The sequence below is a fragment of the Streptomyces liliifuscus genome (genome assembly GCF_016598615.1).
Taxonomy (GTDB): Bacteria; Actinomycetota; Actinomycetes; order Streptomycetales; family Streptomycetaceae; genus Streptomyces; species Streptomyces liliifuscus.
This window is the reverse complement of the sequence record NZ_CP066831.1, coordinates 7,313,968-7,328,130: the sequence shown is the minus strand read 5'-3', so window position 1 is coordinate 7,328,130 and position 14,163 is coordinate 7,313,968. Positions and strand designations below refer to the sequence as shown.

The 14,163-nt window shown below is 71.8% G+C and carries 13 protein-coding genes; 8 read left to right on the top strand and 5 right to left on the bottom strand.

Features of this window, described 5'->3' with window-relative positions:
- Position 1: 1 nt before the first annotated feature.
- The gene (locus JEQ17_RS31560; protein WP_234048449.1) at positions 2-1,273 is read right to left on the bottom strand and encodes an AAA family ATPase; all 1,272 of its coding nucleotides are present in this window, start codon (positions 1,271-1,273) and stop codon (positions 2-4) included.
- Positions 1,274-1,430: 157 nt separating this feature from the next.
- On the opposite strand from JEQ17_RS31560, the gene JEQ17_RS31555 reads away from it, so the two are divergent.
- Together JEQ17_RS31555 and JEQ17_RS31550 are read left to right on the top strand one after the other, a co-directional pair.
- Positions 1,431-2,564 (top strand): protein kinase family protein, encoded by a 1,134-nt coding sequence (locus JEQ17_RS31555; protein WP_200398302.1) that lies wholly within the window; start codon positions 1,431-1,433, stop codon positions 2,562-2,564.
- Between the two features lie 76 nt (positions 2,565-2,640).
- Complete coding sequence (locus JEQ17_RS31550; protein WP_200398301.1) at positions 2,641-3,561, top strand: aminoglycoside phosphotransferase family protein; 921 nt, start codon at positions 2,641-2,643, stop codon at positions 3,559-3,561.
- 63 nt (positions 3,562-3,624) lie between these two features.
- Here the strand turns inward: JEQ17_RS31550 and JEQ17_RS31545 are convergent, their stop codons facing one another.
- Positions 3,625-4,272, bottom strand: a complete 648-nt coding sequence (locus JEQ17_RS31545) for an NADPH-dependent FMN reductase (protein WP_234048448.1) — start codon at positions 4,270-4,272, stop codon at positions 3,625-3,627.
- Between the two features lie 328 nt (positions 4,273-4,600).
- Here JEQ17_RS31545 and JEQ17_RS31540 point away from each other — a divergent pair, with 328 nt between their 5' ends.
- Positions 4,601-5,125: a hypothetical protein gene (locus tag JEQ17_RS31540; RefSeq protein ID WP_200398299.1), complete on the top strand. Its 525-nt coding sequence runs from the start codon at positions 4,601-4,603 to the stop codon at positions 5,123-5,125.
- A 216-nt stretch (positions 5,126-5,341) separates the two neighbouring features.
- Positions 5,342-5,938 (top strand): class F sortase, encoded by a 597-nt coding sequence (locus tag JEQ17_RS31535; RefSeq protein ID WP_200401827.1) that lies wholly within the window; start codon positions 5,342-5,344, stop codon positions 5,936-5,938.
- A gap of 80 nt (positions 5,939-6,018) precedes the next feature.
- Here the strand turns inward: JEQ17_RS31535 and JEQ17_RS31530 are convergent, their stop codons facing one another.
- The 3 genes from JEQ17_RS31530 to JEQ17_RS31520 form a co-directional block, all read right to left on the bottom strand.
- Positions 6,019-6,804, bottom strand: a complete 786-nt coding sequence (locus tag JEQ17_RS31530; protein WP_200398298.1) for a sulfite exporter TauE/SafE family protein — start codon at positions 6,802-6,804, stop codon at positions 6,019-6,021.
- 94 nt (positions 6,805-6,898) lie between these two features.
- Positions 6,899-7,549, bottom strand: a complete 651-nt coding sequence (locus tag JEQ17_RS31525) for a response regulator transcription factor (protein ID WP_200398297.1) — start codon at positions 7,547-7,549, stop codon at positions 6,899-6,901.
- 13 nt (positions 7,550-7,562) lie between these two features.
- Positions 7,563-8,861, bottom strand: a complete 1,299-nt coding sequence (locus JEQ17_RS31520) for a sensor histidine kinase (protein WP_200398296.1) — start codon at positions 8,859-8,861, stop codon at positions 7,563-7,565.
- A 268-nt stretch (positions 8,862-9,129) separates the two neighbouring features.
- On the opposite strand from JEQ17_RS31520, the gene JEQ17_RS31515 reads away from it, so the two are divergent.
- The 4 genes from JEQ17_RS31515 to JEQ17_RS31500 all read left to right on the top strand — a co-directional run bounded on the left by JEQ17_RS31515 (position 9,130) and on the right by JEQ17_RS31500 (position 14,024).
- Positions 9,130-10,410, top strand: a complete 1,281-nt coding sequence (locus tag JEQ17_RS31515) for an NAD(P)/FAD-dependent oxidoreductase (protein WP_200398295.1) — start codon at positions 9,130-9,132, stop codon at positions 10,408-10,410.
- On the top strand, positions 10,410-13,016 hold the full coding sequence (gene nirB / locus JEQ17_RS31510; RefSeq protein WP_200398294.1) for a nitrite reductase large subunit NirB: 2,607 nt from the start codon (positions 10,410-10,412) through the stop codon (positions 13,014-13,016). The genes JEQ17_RS31515 and nirB overlap by 1 nt, the downstream gene beginning before the upstream one ends.
- A complete protein-coding gene (gene nirD, locus JEQ17_RS31505) occupies positions 13,013-13,372 on the top strand; it encodes a nitrite reductase small subunit NirD (RefSeq protein WP_200398293.1) in 360 nt (119 codons plus the stop codon). The genes nirB and nirD overlap by 4 nt, the downstream gene beginning before the upstream one ends.
- 67 nt (positions 13,373-13,439) lie before the next feature.
- Positions 13,440-14,024, top strand: coding sequence for a TetR/AcrR family transcriptional regulator (locus tag JEQ17_RS31500; RefSeq protein ID WP_200398292.1), 585 nt, complete (start codon positions 13,440-13,442; stop codon positions 14,022-14,024).
- The last annotated feature ends 139 nt before the right edge of the window (positions 14,025-14,163 follow it).

The window sequence follows — 14,163 nt, the reverse complement described above, 5'->3', positions numbered from 1 at the left end:
TTCAGAGCTGCGCTTGAACCATGCTCGCGTCCATGCCGAGGGCCTCGGTGAGGACGCGGGCGCGGACGGCGCGCTGGCGGCCGGTGACCCGGTCGATGGCGGCGGTGGAGCGGCCGGCGCCCGCGGCCTCCTCGCGCAGCTTCTCCAGCCGCTTGCCCGCCATGGCGAGTTTGTTGTGGGCCTTCTTGATGACCCACTCGCTCAGCGCTTCGCGGGACTGCCCTGCCATGGCGTCGAGTTGGGCCTCCAGTTCCTCGATGTCGTCGGCCAGGTCGAGCGCCTCCTTGGCGTCGGGGTTGACCAGTTGCAGCACCTCGCGCTCGACGGTCGGGCGCTCGGCCGGGGAGTCCCACAGCACATGGGTCAGCACCGACAGGTCGGTCTCGGCGACCGCCGGGCGGCCGTCGAGGTACGCGGACGCCTGGAGCAGGCCCACCGCCTGTCGCCAGCGGCGGTCGGAGGCGACGAGTTCCTTGCGGCGCAGGGCGGCCCGCAGGGTGCACACGGCGTCCACGATCACGTCGGGGACATCCACGGCCGGGACGGCCCGGGTCACGGCGTGCTGCAGCGCGGCCAGTCCGACGGTGGTCCGGGGCGCTGCCGCCGGGCGGCCCACGGCGGAGCGGACCAGCGCGGCGAAGTTCGAGGGGTCAGCCAGGTAGCCCACCTCGATCCGCACCAGCAGCCGGTCGTAGATCGCGGCCGTGTCCTCCCCGCTCGGCAGTTCGTTGCTCGCCGTGATGGCCCCGATCAGGGGGCAGCGGATCGGCTCGCCGCCGCTCTCGGGGTGGTAGATCCGCTCGTTGAGGAAGCCCAGCGTCTCGTTCAGCGCCGCCGTCGAGCACTTGAAGATCTCGTCGATGAACGCGATGTGCGCGGTCGTGGCACGGCCGTCGTAGACCTGGCGGTACTCGCCCCGGGCCAGCGCGGCGACGTCGACGGGGCCGAACATCCTCGTCGGGGCGGTGAACTTCGACAGGAGGATCTCCCAGTAGGCCGCCCCCTCGAACCTGCCCGTGAGTTCCCGGGCCAGCTCGGACTTCGCCGTCCCGGGCGGGCCCAGCACCAACGAGTGCTGTCCGGCCAGCAACGTCACCACCAGCGTCCGCACCACGTCGGCCCGCTCGTAGAAACGGTCCGACAGCTCGTCACCGATCGCCCGCAGCCTCTTGGCCGTGTCCTGCGCGTCCGGTCCACCCGATGCGTCTGAAGCACCCGGCGCATCCGATACGTCCGATGCATCCCGTACGTCCGGCCTGTCCTGCGCGCCCATGTCCAATATCCAACTCCTCGCCTGCGCGGCCTTGTTGAGGCCCGCGAGACCGGCCCCTCCGCCCTTTGTCCAAGCAACATAGAGCGGTCCGGGCCCCGAGATCATCCCGTGGCGATTTCCGGTGTCCCCGGCCATGCCCCTGTGGAACTCTGATCCAATGCCCGATTCCCGGTACCGGAGTGACACATCCAGCAGGTCGCACGGCGTGCGCCTGGCCACGTACAGCGCCGTTTCCGCCTCGTTGGCCGAGTACGGCGACGACGAACTGAACGCCCTCGTACGCGGGGCGGCACCTCTCGGTTCCGGCATCGGCGGACGGTCGGCGCTCCTGGATGTCGACGGCACCCAGGTCTTCGTCAAACGCGTGCCCCTGACCGCGGCGGACACGCTGCCGAAGAACGTGCGGTCGACCGCGAACGTCTACGGGCTGCCCGCCATCTGCCACTACGGCATCGGCGGGCCCGGCTTCGGAGCCTGGCAGGAACTGGCCGTGCACGAGATGACCACGAACTGGGTGCTCGCGAACGACTTCCAGGGCTTTCCGCTGACGTACCACTGGCGCGTACTGCCGGACTATGCGAGCGACCCGGACAACTCGGGCGAATCGGACGACCCGTCTGCTCTGCCCGAGGAGTTGGCCGACGTCGACCGGGTCGTCGCGTTCTGGGACGGCAGCCCGGAGGTGCGTCATCGGCTCGAAGGGCTCCGAGGGGCCTCGGCGAGCCTCACCCTCTTCCTGGAGTACGTGCCGCGGACCCTGCACCAGTGGCTCGACGAACGGATCCGGGAGGGCGGCGAGTCGGCGGACCGGGCGTGCTCCTGGGTGGACGAGGCCCTGCACGCGGGCACGTCCTTCATGAACTCGCGCGGGCTCATCCACTTCGACGCCCACTTCGAGAACATCCTGACCGACGGCCGCCGCCTGTACTTCGCGGACTACGGCCTGGCCCTGTCCTCCGGCTTCGGCCTCTCCCCGGAACACACCCGCTTCTTCGAGCGGCACCGGACGTACGACCGCTGCTACACGATCACCTACCTGGTGAAATGGCTGATCACCGCCGTCTACGAGTACGGGAGGGACGACCGCGAGGAAATGATCCGCGCCTGCGCCCAGGGTGCGCACCCCGCCGAACTCCCCGCTGCCGCCGCGGCGATCGTGACGCGATACGCGCCGCTGGCGACGGTGTTCGCGGACTTCAGCCGCACACTCCAGAACGAGAGCAGGCGAACCCCGTATCCGGTGGAGGAGATCCACCGGATCGGCGCCGGCCAGGGCCTGTTCGTCTCCTGACCGCTCCGCCCCTGAAGACTGCCCGACGACTGATCACTGCCGATCACGACTGCCCACGCCCGACCTACGGAGACCCATGCCACCGAAGACGAAGATGCACGCCGACGAACTCGACATCGACGCTGCGCTCGTCGGCCGACTGGTGGCGGAGCAGTTCCCCGAGTGGGCGGAGCTGCTCGTCCGGGAGGTCCGTTCCGCCGGAACCGACAACGCCATGTACCGGCTGGGCGAGGACATGGTCGTACGACTGCCGCGGCTGCCCGGTGGGGCCCGGCAGGTGGACAAGGAGCAGCGGTGGCTGCCGCTGCTGGCGCCGCACCTTCCGCTGGCCGTTCCGGTACCGCTCGCCAAGGGGACGCCCGGCGAGGGGTACGCGCTGCCGTGGGGTGTGTTCCGCTGGCTGGACGGCGACAACATCTACGACGCTCCTCTCAGCGGTCGGGCCGAACTCGCCGACGCCGCCGTCGAGTTGGGACGGTTCGTCGCGGCGCTGCGGAAGGTCGACGCCACCGGCGGGCCGCCGTCCTGGCGTGGCGGGCCACTCACCGACGACGGTGAGGACGACGTCCGTGCCGCGATCCGCGACCTGGGCGCGGCCGGCACGCTGGACGCGGACCTCGCGACCGCCGCCTGGGAGGAGGCGCTGCGGCTCCCCCAGTGGGACGGCGACCCGGTCTGGCTCCACGGCGACCTCCTGCCGGGCAACCTGCTCGCCCACGGAGGCCGCCTCGGCGCGGTCATCGACTTCGGCGGCCTCGGCGTCGGCGACCCGGCGGCCGACGTACTCGCCGCCTGGGCCGTCTTCACCCCGGAGACCCGCGGCCTGTTCCGCGAGGCGGCCGAGGTCGACGACGCGACCTGGGCACGGGGACGGGGCTGGGCCCTGTGCTTCGGCCTGGTCGCGGAGCACCACTACCGGGTAACGAATCCCGTACTCGCCACCGTGGCGCACCGGGCGGTGGCGGAGGCGCTGGCCGAGTACGGGGCCGGGTCCTGAGACACGAGCCCTGGGCCGGGACCAGCGCTGAGGGCGGGGCCCGGCTCTGAGACTCGGTTCCGGTCAGCCCCCGTACGGCCGGACCGACTTCGCCTCCCGCAGTGCCAGAGCCCACCACGCCAGCTGGTCCAGCATCGCCTTCGCCGCCGCGTCCGGCGCGGAGGGGTCCTTGTGGCGGCCCTTGTCGTCGAAGGACGCGCCCGCGTTGTGGAAGGACACCGTGTCGCGGACGGTGACGGCGTGGAGTTCGGCGAAGACCTGGCGGAGCTGTTCGACGGCGCGGAGGCCGCCCGAGAGCCCGCCGTAGGAGACGAAGGCGACAGGCTTGGCGCGCCACTCGTGGAAGTGCCAGTCGATGAGGGTCTTGAGGGACGCGGGGAAGGAGTGGTTGTACTCGGGGGTGAGGACGACGAAGGCGTCGGCAGCGGCCAGGTGGGGGGTGACCTTGCCCAGCTCGGCGGTCACCTCGGCGGACGGGGAGTGGGAGAGGGCCGTCGGCAGGTGTACGTCGGCGGTGTCGACGACGTCCACCGCGAGGTCGGCCCGGTCCCGGATCCGGCTCAGCAGCCACTCCGCGACGACCGGACCGAACCGGCCCTCCCGGTTGCTCCCGACGATCACGGCGATCCTCAGGGGCTCGGGGAGGGACACGGCCGCCGGGAGGGAGGCGGGCGCGGGGAGGGGGACTGGTACCTCTGTGGTGGAGTTCATGCGACCCAGCCTCATACCTCAACCAAACTTCAGGTCAAGTCGGCCGGTCGGGTGGCCGCCCGCGGCGACCGGTCACCCGTTCACACGCGCCGCCCGTTCCGTTCGGGTTCTTTTTGCGGATGTGGTGGCGACACGCCGATGACCTGCCGAAACATCCCCGGACGGCCCGCTCGGAACCTCCACCTGACACCCGTTCACATCAATTCTGACGCCTCATCAGGAGGCGTGGGTCCCCGACTGCCACTTTCCTCGGTAGGGCAGGGGCATGACCGACGCAGCGGCACATGGGGGTGCCGCGGGTCGTGCCCTCTCGGAGGAGCAAGCAACGATGCGCACAGCCCGTCCGCTGACCGGTACCGCGCTCGCCGTCGCCGCGGTGGCCCTCACCGCCGCCCCCGCGTACGGCGTCGGAACGGGGTCCATCGAGCTGTACCCCGCCACGGTCGCGCCCGGCGCCGAAGTCACGGTGAACACGGCGGCGTGCGGCGCGACGGACGCGGTGTCGGGTGACGCCGGTGCCGTCGGCGCGGGTGCCTTCACGCTGCTGCCCAGCGCGCACGAGGGCGACGCGGTCGGGCAGTTCCGGGTACCGCCGTCCGCCCAGCCCGGCACGTACGAGATCGTCGCGCGCTGTTCGAGCGGCAAGCGGATGACCGGCGACCTGGTGGTCACGCTCACCTCCACCGAGGAGAGCGGGCAGCAGGTCCATCCGAGAGGAAGCGTGAAGACGGGGGTCGGCGGCGCACTGGGCCCCGACCCCGTGCAGACCGCGGCGGGAGTGGCGGCCCTGGCCGTCGCCGCCGCGGGCGGTACCTGGCTCCTGCATCGCCGGGCGAGAGGCGACGGGATCTGACGGACACCCTCCGCTGTCCGTCCGCCGGTACCGCCGTCCCCTCCCCCTCCGGGCCCGACGCCCCTCGCGTCCCGGAGGGGGACACGGGACAGGGAAGATTCGAGGATCCCGGGAGCCTCCAGCCCCCCAGACCCTCCCAGCCCTCAGCCCCCGAGCCCCCTGTCACCGAGGCACCCAGGAGAGGAGACGTACGTGCACCGGTTCGCCACCATCTCGATGGTCGCCGTCACCCTCGTCGCCCTCCTCTCCGGTGCCTGGCTGCTGCGCAGTGGGGCGCAGACGCATGCCCCGCCGCAGCCCTCGGCCGCGCAGGGGCGCGCCGGCGCCCATCTGGACCGGCCCGCGGCCGCCGCGCTGCCGCCCGCCGCGCCCGACCGTGTCCGTATCCCCTCGATCCGGGTGGACGCCCCCCTCCTGGGCCTCGGCCTCACCCCGCAGGGCAGCCTCGACGTGCCGCCGTCCGACCGGGCGAACCTGGCCGGCTGGTACGAGGCCGGTACCGCGCCGGGCGAGACGGGCACCGCGATCGTCGCCGGCCATGTCGACAACGCCGAGGGACCCGCCGTCTTCTACCGTCTCGGCGCCCTGGAGAAGGACAGCACCATCGAGGTCGAGCGCCGCGACGGCACGGTCGCCCTCTTCTCGGTCGACGCGGTCGAGGCGTACGACGCCCGGGACTTCCCGGACGAGAAGGTGTACGGGGCCGCGCACCGCCCCGAGCTGCGTGTCATCACCTGTGGCGGCGGCTATTCGGAGGCGACGGGCTACCAGGGCAACGTGGTCGTCTTCGCCCACCTGACGGGCAGCCGCTGAGTCACGTCATCGCCCCATCACGTCATCGCCGAATCACGCCACCGGTCGATCTCGCCGCCGGCGGACACGCCACCGGTGAATCACGCCAGCCACTGCTGGTACGCCAGGTTCGCCACCAGTGCGAAGACCACCGTCAGCAGCACGACCCGGACGAACCCGCTGCCCTTCTTGAGGGCGGTATGCGCCCCGACCATCCCGCCGACGAGGTTGAAGACGGCCATCAGGGCGGCCAGCTGCCAGTACACCGTGCCCTGCCAGGCGAACATCGCGAGCGCTCCCGCGTTCGTACAGCAGTTGACGATCTTCGCGGTGGCGGAGGCGGTCACCAGGTCGAGGTGCAGCAGCGCGGTCAGGGCGAGCACGAGGAACGTTCCCGTGCCGGGGCCGACGAGCCCGTCGTAGAAGCCGATGCCGAGGCCCGCGAGGCCGATCGCGGCGAGGACGCGGCGCGGGGTGACGGGCGCGGTCGAGGGCGCGGTGCCGAAGGCGGGCCGCAGGATCACGAAGGCGCCGACGCCGAGCAGGACGACCATGACCACCGGCTTCAGCACGTCGGTGCTCATCCCGGCGGCGACCAGCGCGCCGGCCGACGACCCGGCGAGCGCCGCGAGGCCGATCCGTACGGCCGTGCCGACGTCCACGGGCGCCTTGCGCGCGTACGTCACCGCCGCGCCCGTGGTGCCGACGATCGCCACGGCCTTGTTGGTGCCGAGCGCGTACTGGGCGGCCGAGCCCGAGTTCGGCAGCCCGAGCAGCAGTACGGGGAGCAGCAGGAGACCGCCGCCGCCCACCACCGCGTCGATCCAGCCCGCCGCGAGAGCGGTCAGGCACAGGACGACGACCATGGTCAGCGATATGTCGGGCATGATCGCGACCCTATGGACGAGGTAGATGTGCCGTCCATGAATCCTGTGAACCTTGAGGATCTTCAGAGGTTCGGGGCAACGGTGGACGAAGGGGTCAGCCCGCCGTTTCCAAGTAGCGCAGGACCGCCAGTACCCGTCGGTTCCCCGTGTCGGAGGGCAGCAGGCCGAGCTTGGTGAAGATGTTGGCGATGTGCTTCTCGACGGCCCGTTCCGAGACGCCGAAGGACGTGGCGACGGCGTGGTTCGTACGGCCCTCGGCCATCAGCGCGAGCACCTCGCGTTCGCGGGGCGTGAGGGCGTCCAGGGCGCTCGCGCGGCGGCTCGCGCCGAAGAGCTGGGCGACGACCTCCGGGTCGAGGGCGGTACCGCCGGCGGCGACCCGCTCCAGCGCGTCCACGAACTCCCCGATGTCGACGACCCGTTCCTTGAGCAGGTAGCCGACGCCGCCCGGGTTGGTGCCGAGGAGCTGTGCGGCGTACTTCGTCTCGACGTACTGGGAGAAGATCAGCACCCCGGTGCCGGGGTGGTCCGCGCGCAGGCGTACGGCGGCCCGCAGGCCCTCGTCGGTCTGGGTCGGCGGCAGCCGGATGTCGACGACGGCGGCGTCCGGGCGGTGCTCGGCCACGGCGGCCAGCAGCGCGTCGGCGTCCCCGACGGCCGCGGCGACCTCGACGCCCCGCAGCTGGAGGAGCTGGGCCAGCCCGTCGCGCAGCAGGGCGGAGTCCTCGGCGATGACAACGCGCATGTGGCCCCCGTGATCAGTAAGGCAGCTCGACCGTGACCACCGTAGGGCCTCCCGGCGGGCTGTCGCAGGTGAGCGTGCCGTCGACGGTCCGTACGCGGGTCAGCAGGCCGGTGAGTCCGGAGCCCGCGCCGATCGCCGCGCCGCCGCGTCCGCCGTCGTGGACGGTGAGCCGCAGCAGCCCGGCGCGGGCGGTCACCGTGACCGTGGCGCCGGCCGCCCCGCTGTGTTTCGCCGTGTTGGCGAGGAGTTCCGCGGCGCAGAAGTAGGCGATGGACTCGACGGCGGGCGCGGGGCGGGCCTCGATGTCCGTGACGACCTCGACGGGCAGGGCGCTGTCGGCGGCGAGGGTGGCGAGGGCCGTGTCCAGGCCCTGGTCCAGTACGGGAGGGTGGATGCCCTTGACGAGGTGGCGCAGGTCGGCGATGGCCTGCTTGGCGTTGCCCTGCGCGGTGTCGACGACGGCGAGGAGCCGTTCGCGGTCGGCGTCCGCTCCGACCAGTTCCCGGATCATCGTCAGATGCATCGCGAGCCCGACGAGCCGGGCCTGTGTGCCGTCGTGCAGGTCGCGCTCGATACGGCGGAGGGTCGCCGCCGCGTCGTCCACGGCCTGGGCGCGTGTCTCCTCCAGTGTGCGGATGCGACGCTCGGCGTCGCTCGGGCCGAGCGTGGCGGCGAGCAGCGCGCGGTGCGGGGCGAGGGCGTGCCGCAGCAGCCAGGGGGCGGCGGCCAGGAGGGCGAGTCCGGCCACCATCGGGATCAACCACCGGGGCCAGGAGTCGAGTTGGACGCCGAGGACTTCGATCGACACGTGCCGTACGGAGTCGCCGTCGCGCACGGTGTGGTGGTTCCAGCGCTTGAGCAGCGGGTGCAGGGCGGTCTGGGCTCCGTACGCGTACGCGCCGAGGACCGCGGCGAACCCGAGGACGGCCGTGAAGGGTGTGGCCAGCGCGCAGCCGACGGCCCGCCAGCCGGCCCGGCCCAGGAGCAGGGCCCGCCGTCTGCCGAGTACGCCCCGCGCGGGAGGAGTCGGCGGCTCCTCGATGTCCAGCCCCAACAGGCTTCGCGCCAGGGCCCGTTGGACCGAACCGAGCGCGAGCGCCCCCCGCACGGTCAGCGCCAGCAGCCACAGGCCCAGCGTGGTTACGGACAGGGCTCCGCCGACGACCAGCCCCACGAGCGTGAGCACGAAGCCGACGAGGGCGAGCGGGAGCGCGATCAGGGCGTGGAGGAGTACGGCGAGGGCCTTCGGGGCGAAGGCGGCGGCCGGACGCCTCAGGACGTCGAGCGCGAGCGCGGCGGTCGGTCTGCGCATGTCGTCAACCTACGGTCGGCCATCACATCGACCCGGGGTCGGGCCTCTCAAGGCTGCCGCGGCCGGAGCCGGAGGTCGATGGTGCTCGCACGGAGCCCGGGGGTGGGGATACCCGCACCCCCGGGCCCGTGCCGGGCGACCTCACCGTGCCCCCGCCCCGCCCGTCGAGAACCCTCACATCCGCGCCCCGGCCCCGCTGAGGGCAGCGTTCCCCGCGGGAAACAGTGGTGATGCGACCGGGTAACACCGGCACCGCACGCTGCGATGCATGACCTCGAATACGCGTGTGGTGGTGATCGGCGCCGGCCTCGCGGGCGTACGGCTCGCCCGCAGGCTCGGAGAGCTCGGCATGTCCGCCGTGCTCGTCGGCGACGAGGAGCACACCCCGTACAACCGGGTCCTGCTCGCGGAGGTCCTGGCCGGGCGGTACGCCCCCGAGGTCATCGCGCTGCCGACGCCCGAGCGGCTGACCCGCGGCCGGGCGGTGCACATCGACCGCGCGGAGCGGCTGGTGCACTTCGCCGACGGCTCGGTGATCGCATACGACACGCTGGTTCTGGCCACCGGTTCCAACCCGGTACTTCCGCCCCTGCGCGGCCTGTTCGGTCCCGACCGGCACGAACTGCCGGAAGGCGTCCACGCGTTCCGCACGATGGACGACTGCCTCGGCCTGTCCAAGGCCGTACGGCCGGACACCCGGGCCGTCGTCATCGGCGGCGGACTGCTCGGTGTCTCGGCGGCCCGCGCGCTCGCCGAGCGTGGTGCGCAGGTGGTGCTGGCCCAGCAGTCCGAGCGGCTGATGGAGCGTCAGCTCGACCCGTCCGCGTCCAAGTTGGTGCTCCGGCACCTCAAGGACCTCGGCGTCGAGGTGCACACCGAGTGCCGGGTGCGCGATGTGCGCTGTGTCGGCGGAGCGGTCCGCTCGGTCGAGATGGCCGACGGGTACGCGCTCGACGCCGACCTGGTGGTACTGGCCTGCGGGGTGCACCCGAGGGTGGGCCTCGCCCAGGACGCGGGGCTCGCCGTGCACAAGGGCGTCATCGTCGACGACGAGCTGCGCACCTCCGACCCGCGCATCCGGGCGATCGGCGACTGCGCGCAGCACGACGGAAACGTCTACGGTCTCGCCGCGCCCGCCCTCGAACAGGCCGATGTCCTGGCCGAGCTGCTGGCCACGGCGGACCCGGACGCGGACAGGGACGCGGCCCCGGGTGCGGGCTCGGCCGGGGCCCCCGCGGGCTACACCGGCACCCGCGCCCTCACCCGTCTCACCCTCGCCCGCCCCGCCCTCGCCTCCGGCACCCCTCTCGACCTCGCCGCCTTCGGGGAGCACACCCCGCTTCCCGGCGACGACGTCATCCAGCTCACCGACGCCACCCGCGGCACCTACCGCAAGGTCGTCGTCCGCGACGACCGCCTGGTCGGCGGGGTGCTCGTCGGCGAGCTCGGCACCGTCGGCGCGCTCGCCCGCGCCTGGGAGGGAGCAGAGCCGCTGCCCTCCGACGGCGGCCCCCTGCTCCACCTGCTCACCAACGATGGAGGCTCCTGATGACCGCCACCCCGGAGGCCACGGAGGCCACCCCCACGATCGTGCTCGTCGGCCACGGCATGGTCGGCCAGCGCTTCCTCGAAGCGCTCGCCGAGCGCGGCCTGACCGCCACGCACCGCGTGGTCGTGCTGTGCGAGGAGCCACGCCCCGCGTACGACCGCGTGCAGCTGACCTCGTACTTCTCGGGGACCACTCCCGAGGAACTGTCCATGACGGACATGGAGTTCATCAAGGACCACGGGATCGAGCTGCACATCGGCGACCCGGCCGAGACGGTCGACCGGGCCGCGAAGAGGGTGACGGCCCGCTCCGGCCTGGCGGTCGACTACGACACGCTCGTCCTCGCCACCGGCTCCTACCCCTTCGTGCCGCCGGTGCCGAACAAGGACGCCGAGGGCTGCTTCGTCTACCGCACGATCGAGGACCTCCTCGCGATCGAGGAGTACGCGAAGTCGAGGGCGACGACCGGTGCCGTGGTCGGCGGCGGTCTGCTCGGCCTGGAGGCGGCGGGCGCCCTGAAGAGGCTCGGACTCACCTCCCACATCGTGGAGTTCGCGCCGCGCCTGATGCCCGTACAGGTCGACGACGGGGGTGGCGCGGCCCTGCTGCGCACCATCGAGGACATGGGCCTGAGCGTCCACACCGGGGTGGGTACGCAGGAGATCGTCACGGACGCCTCGGGCGCCGTGACCGGTATGAAGCTGTCCGACGGCTCCGAACTCGCCACCGACCTGGTGGTGTTCTCGGCCGGTGTCCGCCCCCGAGACCAGCTCGCCCGCGACTGCGGTCTGACGGTCGGCGAGCGCGGCGGCATCACGGTCGACGAGCAGTGCCGGACCGTGAACGACCCGCATGTGTTCGCGATCGGCGAGTGCGCGCTCGCGGCGGACGGCCGGGTGTACGGCCTGGTCGCGCCCGGCTACGAGCAGGCCGAGACGGCCGCCGCGACCATCGCCACCGACGAGGCGTCCTTCACCGGCGCCGACCTGTCCACCAAGCTGAAGCTGCTCGGCGTGGACGTGGCGTCCTTCGGCGACGCGCACGGCACGGCCGAGGACTGCCTCGACGTCGTCTACTCCGACTCCCGCTCCGGCACGTACAAGAAGCTGGTCATCGGCCGCAACGGCGAACTGCTCGGCGGCATCCTGGTCGGCGACGCGGAGGCGTACGGCACGCTGCGCGCGTTCACCGGCTCGGTCCCGCCGATCTCCCCGGAACAGCTCGTCCTCCCGGCCGGCGCCGGCGCGCCCGTCCAGCTCGGCCCGTCCTCGCTGCCGGACGAGGCGATCATCTGCTCCTGCCACAACGTCACCAAGGGCGCGATCCGCGGAGCGGTCACCGACCACGAGTGCACGACCGTGCCCGAGGTCAAGAAGTGCACCAAAGCCGGTACGGGCTGCGGCAGTTGCGTCAAGGTCCTCGGCCAGCTGGTCACCTCCGAACTGGAGGCGAGCGGCGTCGAGGTCGACAAGGGCCTGTGCGGCTGCTTCTCCCAGACCCGCGAGGAGCTGTACGAGATCGTCCTCGCCCTGCGCATCACCTCGTACCGGCAGCTCCTTGACCGGTACGGGCGTGAGGGCGCCCGGGGCGGCGACGGCTGCGAGGTCTGCAAGCCCGCGGTCGGCTCGATCATCGCCTCGCTGGCGCCCACGATCGGCGCCGACGGCTATGTCCTGGACGGCGAGCAGGCCTCGCTCCAGGACACCAACGACCACTTCCTCGCCAACCTCCAGAAGAACGGCTCCTATTCGATCGTGCCGCGCATCCCCGGCGGCGAGATCACCCCCGAGAAGCTCATCGTGATCGGCGAGGTGGCCCGGGACTTCGGCCTCTACACGAAGATCACCGGCGGTCAGCGGATCGACATGTTCGGCGCGCGCGTCGAGCAACTGCCGCTGATCTGGGCCCGGTTGGTGGACGCGGGCTTCGAGTCCGGGCACGCGTACGGAAAGTCGCTGCGGACGGTCAAGTCCTGTGTCGGGCAGACCTGGTGCCGGTACGGCGTCCAGGACTCGGTGCGGATGGCGATCGACCTGGAGCTGCGCTACCGGGGTCTGCGCTCCCCGCACAAGCTCAAGTCGGCGGTCTCCGGCTGCGCCCGCGAGTGCGCCGAGGCCCAGTCGAAGGACTTCGGCATCATCGCCACGGCGAACGGCTGGAACCTGTACGTCGGCGGCAACGGCGGCGCCACCCCGCGCCACGCCGACCTGCTCGCCCAGGACCTCTCCGACGCCGAACTGATCCGCCTGATCGACCGTTTCCTGATGTTCTACATCCGCACGGCCGACCGTCTTGAGCGCACCTCGACCTGGCTGGAGCGGATCCCGGGCGGCCTCGACCACATCCGCGAGGTGGTCGTGGAGGACTCACTGGGCATCTGCGAGGAGCTGGAGTCCCTGATGACGGCGCATGTCGCGGCCTACCGCGACGAGTGGGCCGAGACCATCAACGACCCGGAGAAGCTCTCCCGCTTCGTCTCCTTCGTGAACGCGCCGGACACCCCCGACCCGGTCGTGGGCTTCGTCCCCGAGCGCGACCAGATCAAGCCCGACCTGCCGCTGCTGACCATCGGCACGCGCCCCCTGGAAGGAAGCGCCCAGCGATGACCCTCGCCCCCGAGACGACCACGACGACCGCCACCACGGTCCAACTCCAGCTGACGGACGGCTGGTTCACGGTCTGCGACCTGTCCCTGCTGATGCCCGGCCGCGGGGTGGCGGCACTGCTCCCGGACGGCCACCAGGTCGCGCTCTTCCTGGACCGCACGGGCCGCATGTACGCGATCGACAACCGCGACCCGTTCTCCGGCGCGGCCGTTCTCTCCCGCGGGCTGACGGGCACGCATCAGGGGCGCCCGTTCGTCGCCTCGCCGCTCCTCAAGCAGCGGTTCGACCTGGAGTCGGGGCAGTGCCTGGACGACGAGACGGTGCGGGTGGCGACGTACGAGGTGCGGGCGCTCTAGGGCTTGCCCGGCGAGGCGGCGGGTTTGATATTGACCGATCGTTTCAGAAAGGTCTAGGCTGCGGTACGTGGCCAGGACCAAGGAGTTCGATCCGGACGCCGCGCTGCAGTCGGCCCTGGAGCTGTTCTGGCGGCGCGGCTACGAGGCGACGTCGATGGCGGATCTCGTCGAGCATCTCGGCATCGGGCGCGCCAGCATCTACGCGACCTTCGGCAACAAGCACGCGCTGTACCTGAAGGCGCTGGACCGGTACGGGGAGTCGCGCGACGCGCTGATGCTGTACGAGCTGTCGCAGGCGGGGGCCGCGTTGCCCGCCGTACGGGCGCTGGTGCGGCGGTTCGCCGCCGAGGCCGCGGACGACGCCCGCCGGGCGGCGGGCTGCTTCGTCACCAACACGGCGGCCGAGCTCGCGCCTCACGATGCCGCGGCGGCCCTTCGCGTGGAGCACAGCTGGGATCACGTCGAGACGCTGATGCACTCGGCGCTCGTGCGGGCGCAGGCGCAGGGGGAGCTTGCGGAGGATCGGGATCCTCGGGCATTGGCTCGGATGTTGCTGGTGTTGATGCAGGGGCTTCGGGTGGTCGGCAAGGCGTCGGCCGATCCCGGGCGGGTTCGGGATGCGGCGGAGCAGGCTCTGACCTTGCTGGATTGATTCGGTTCGGCCCGGGTCGTTCGGTGTGTGCGGGTGAGTGGGGGCTGGTCGCGCAGTTCCTCGCGCCCCCAAAAGATTGCGCAGTTCCCCGCGCCCCTGAAGGGGCTCGTTTTGCTTGCTCTTATATTGAAACGATCGG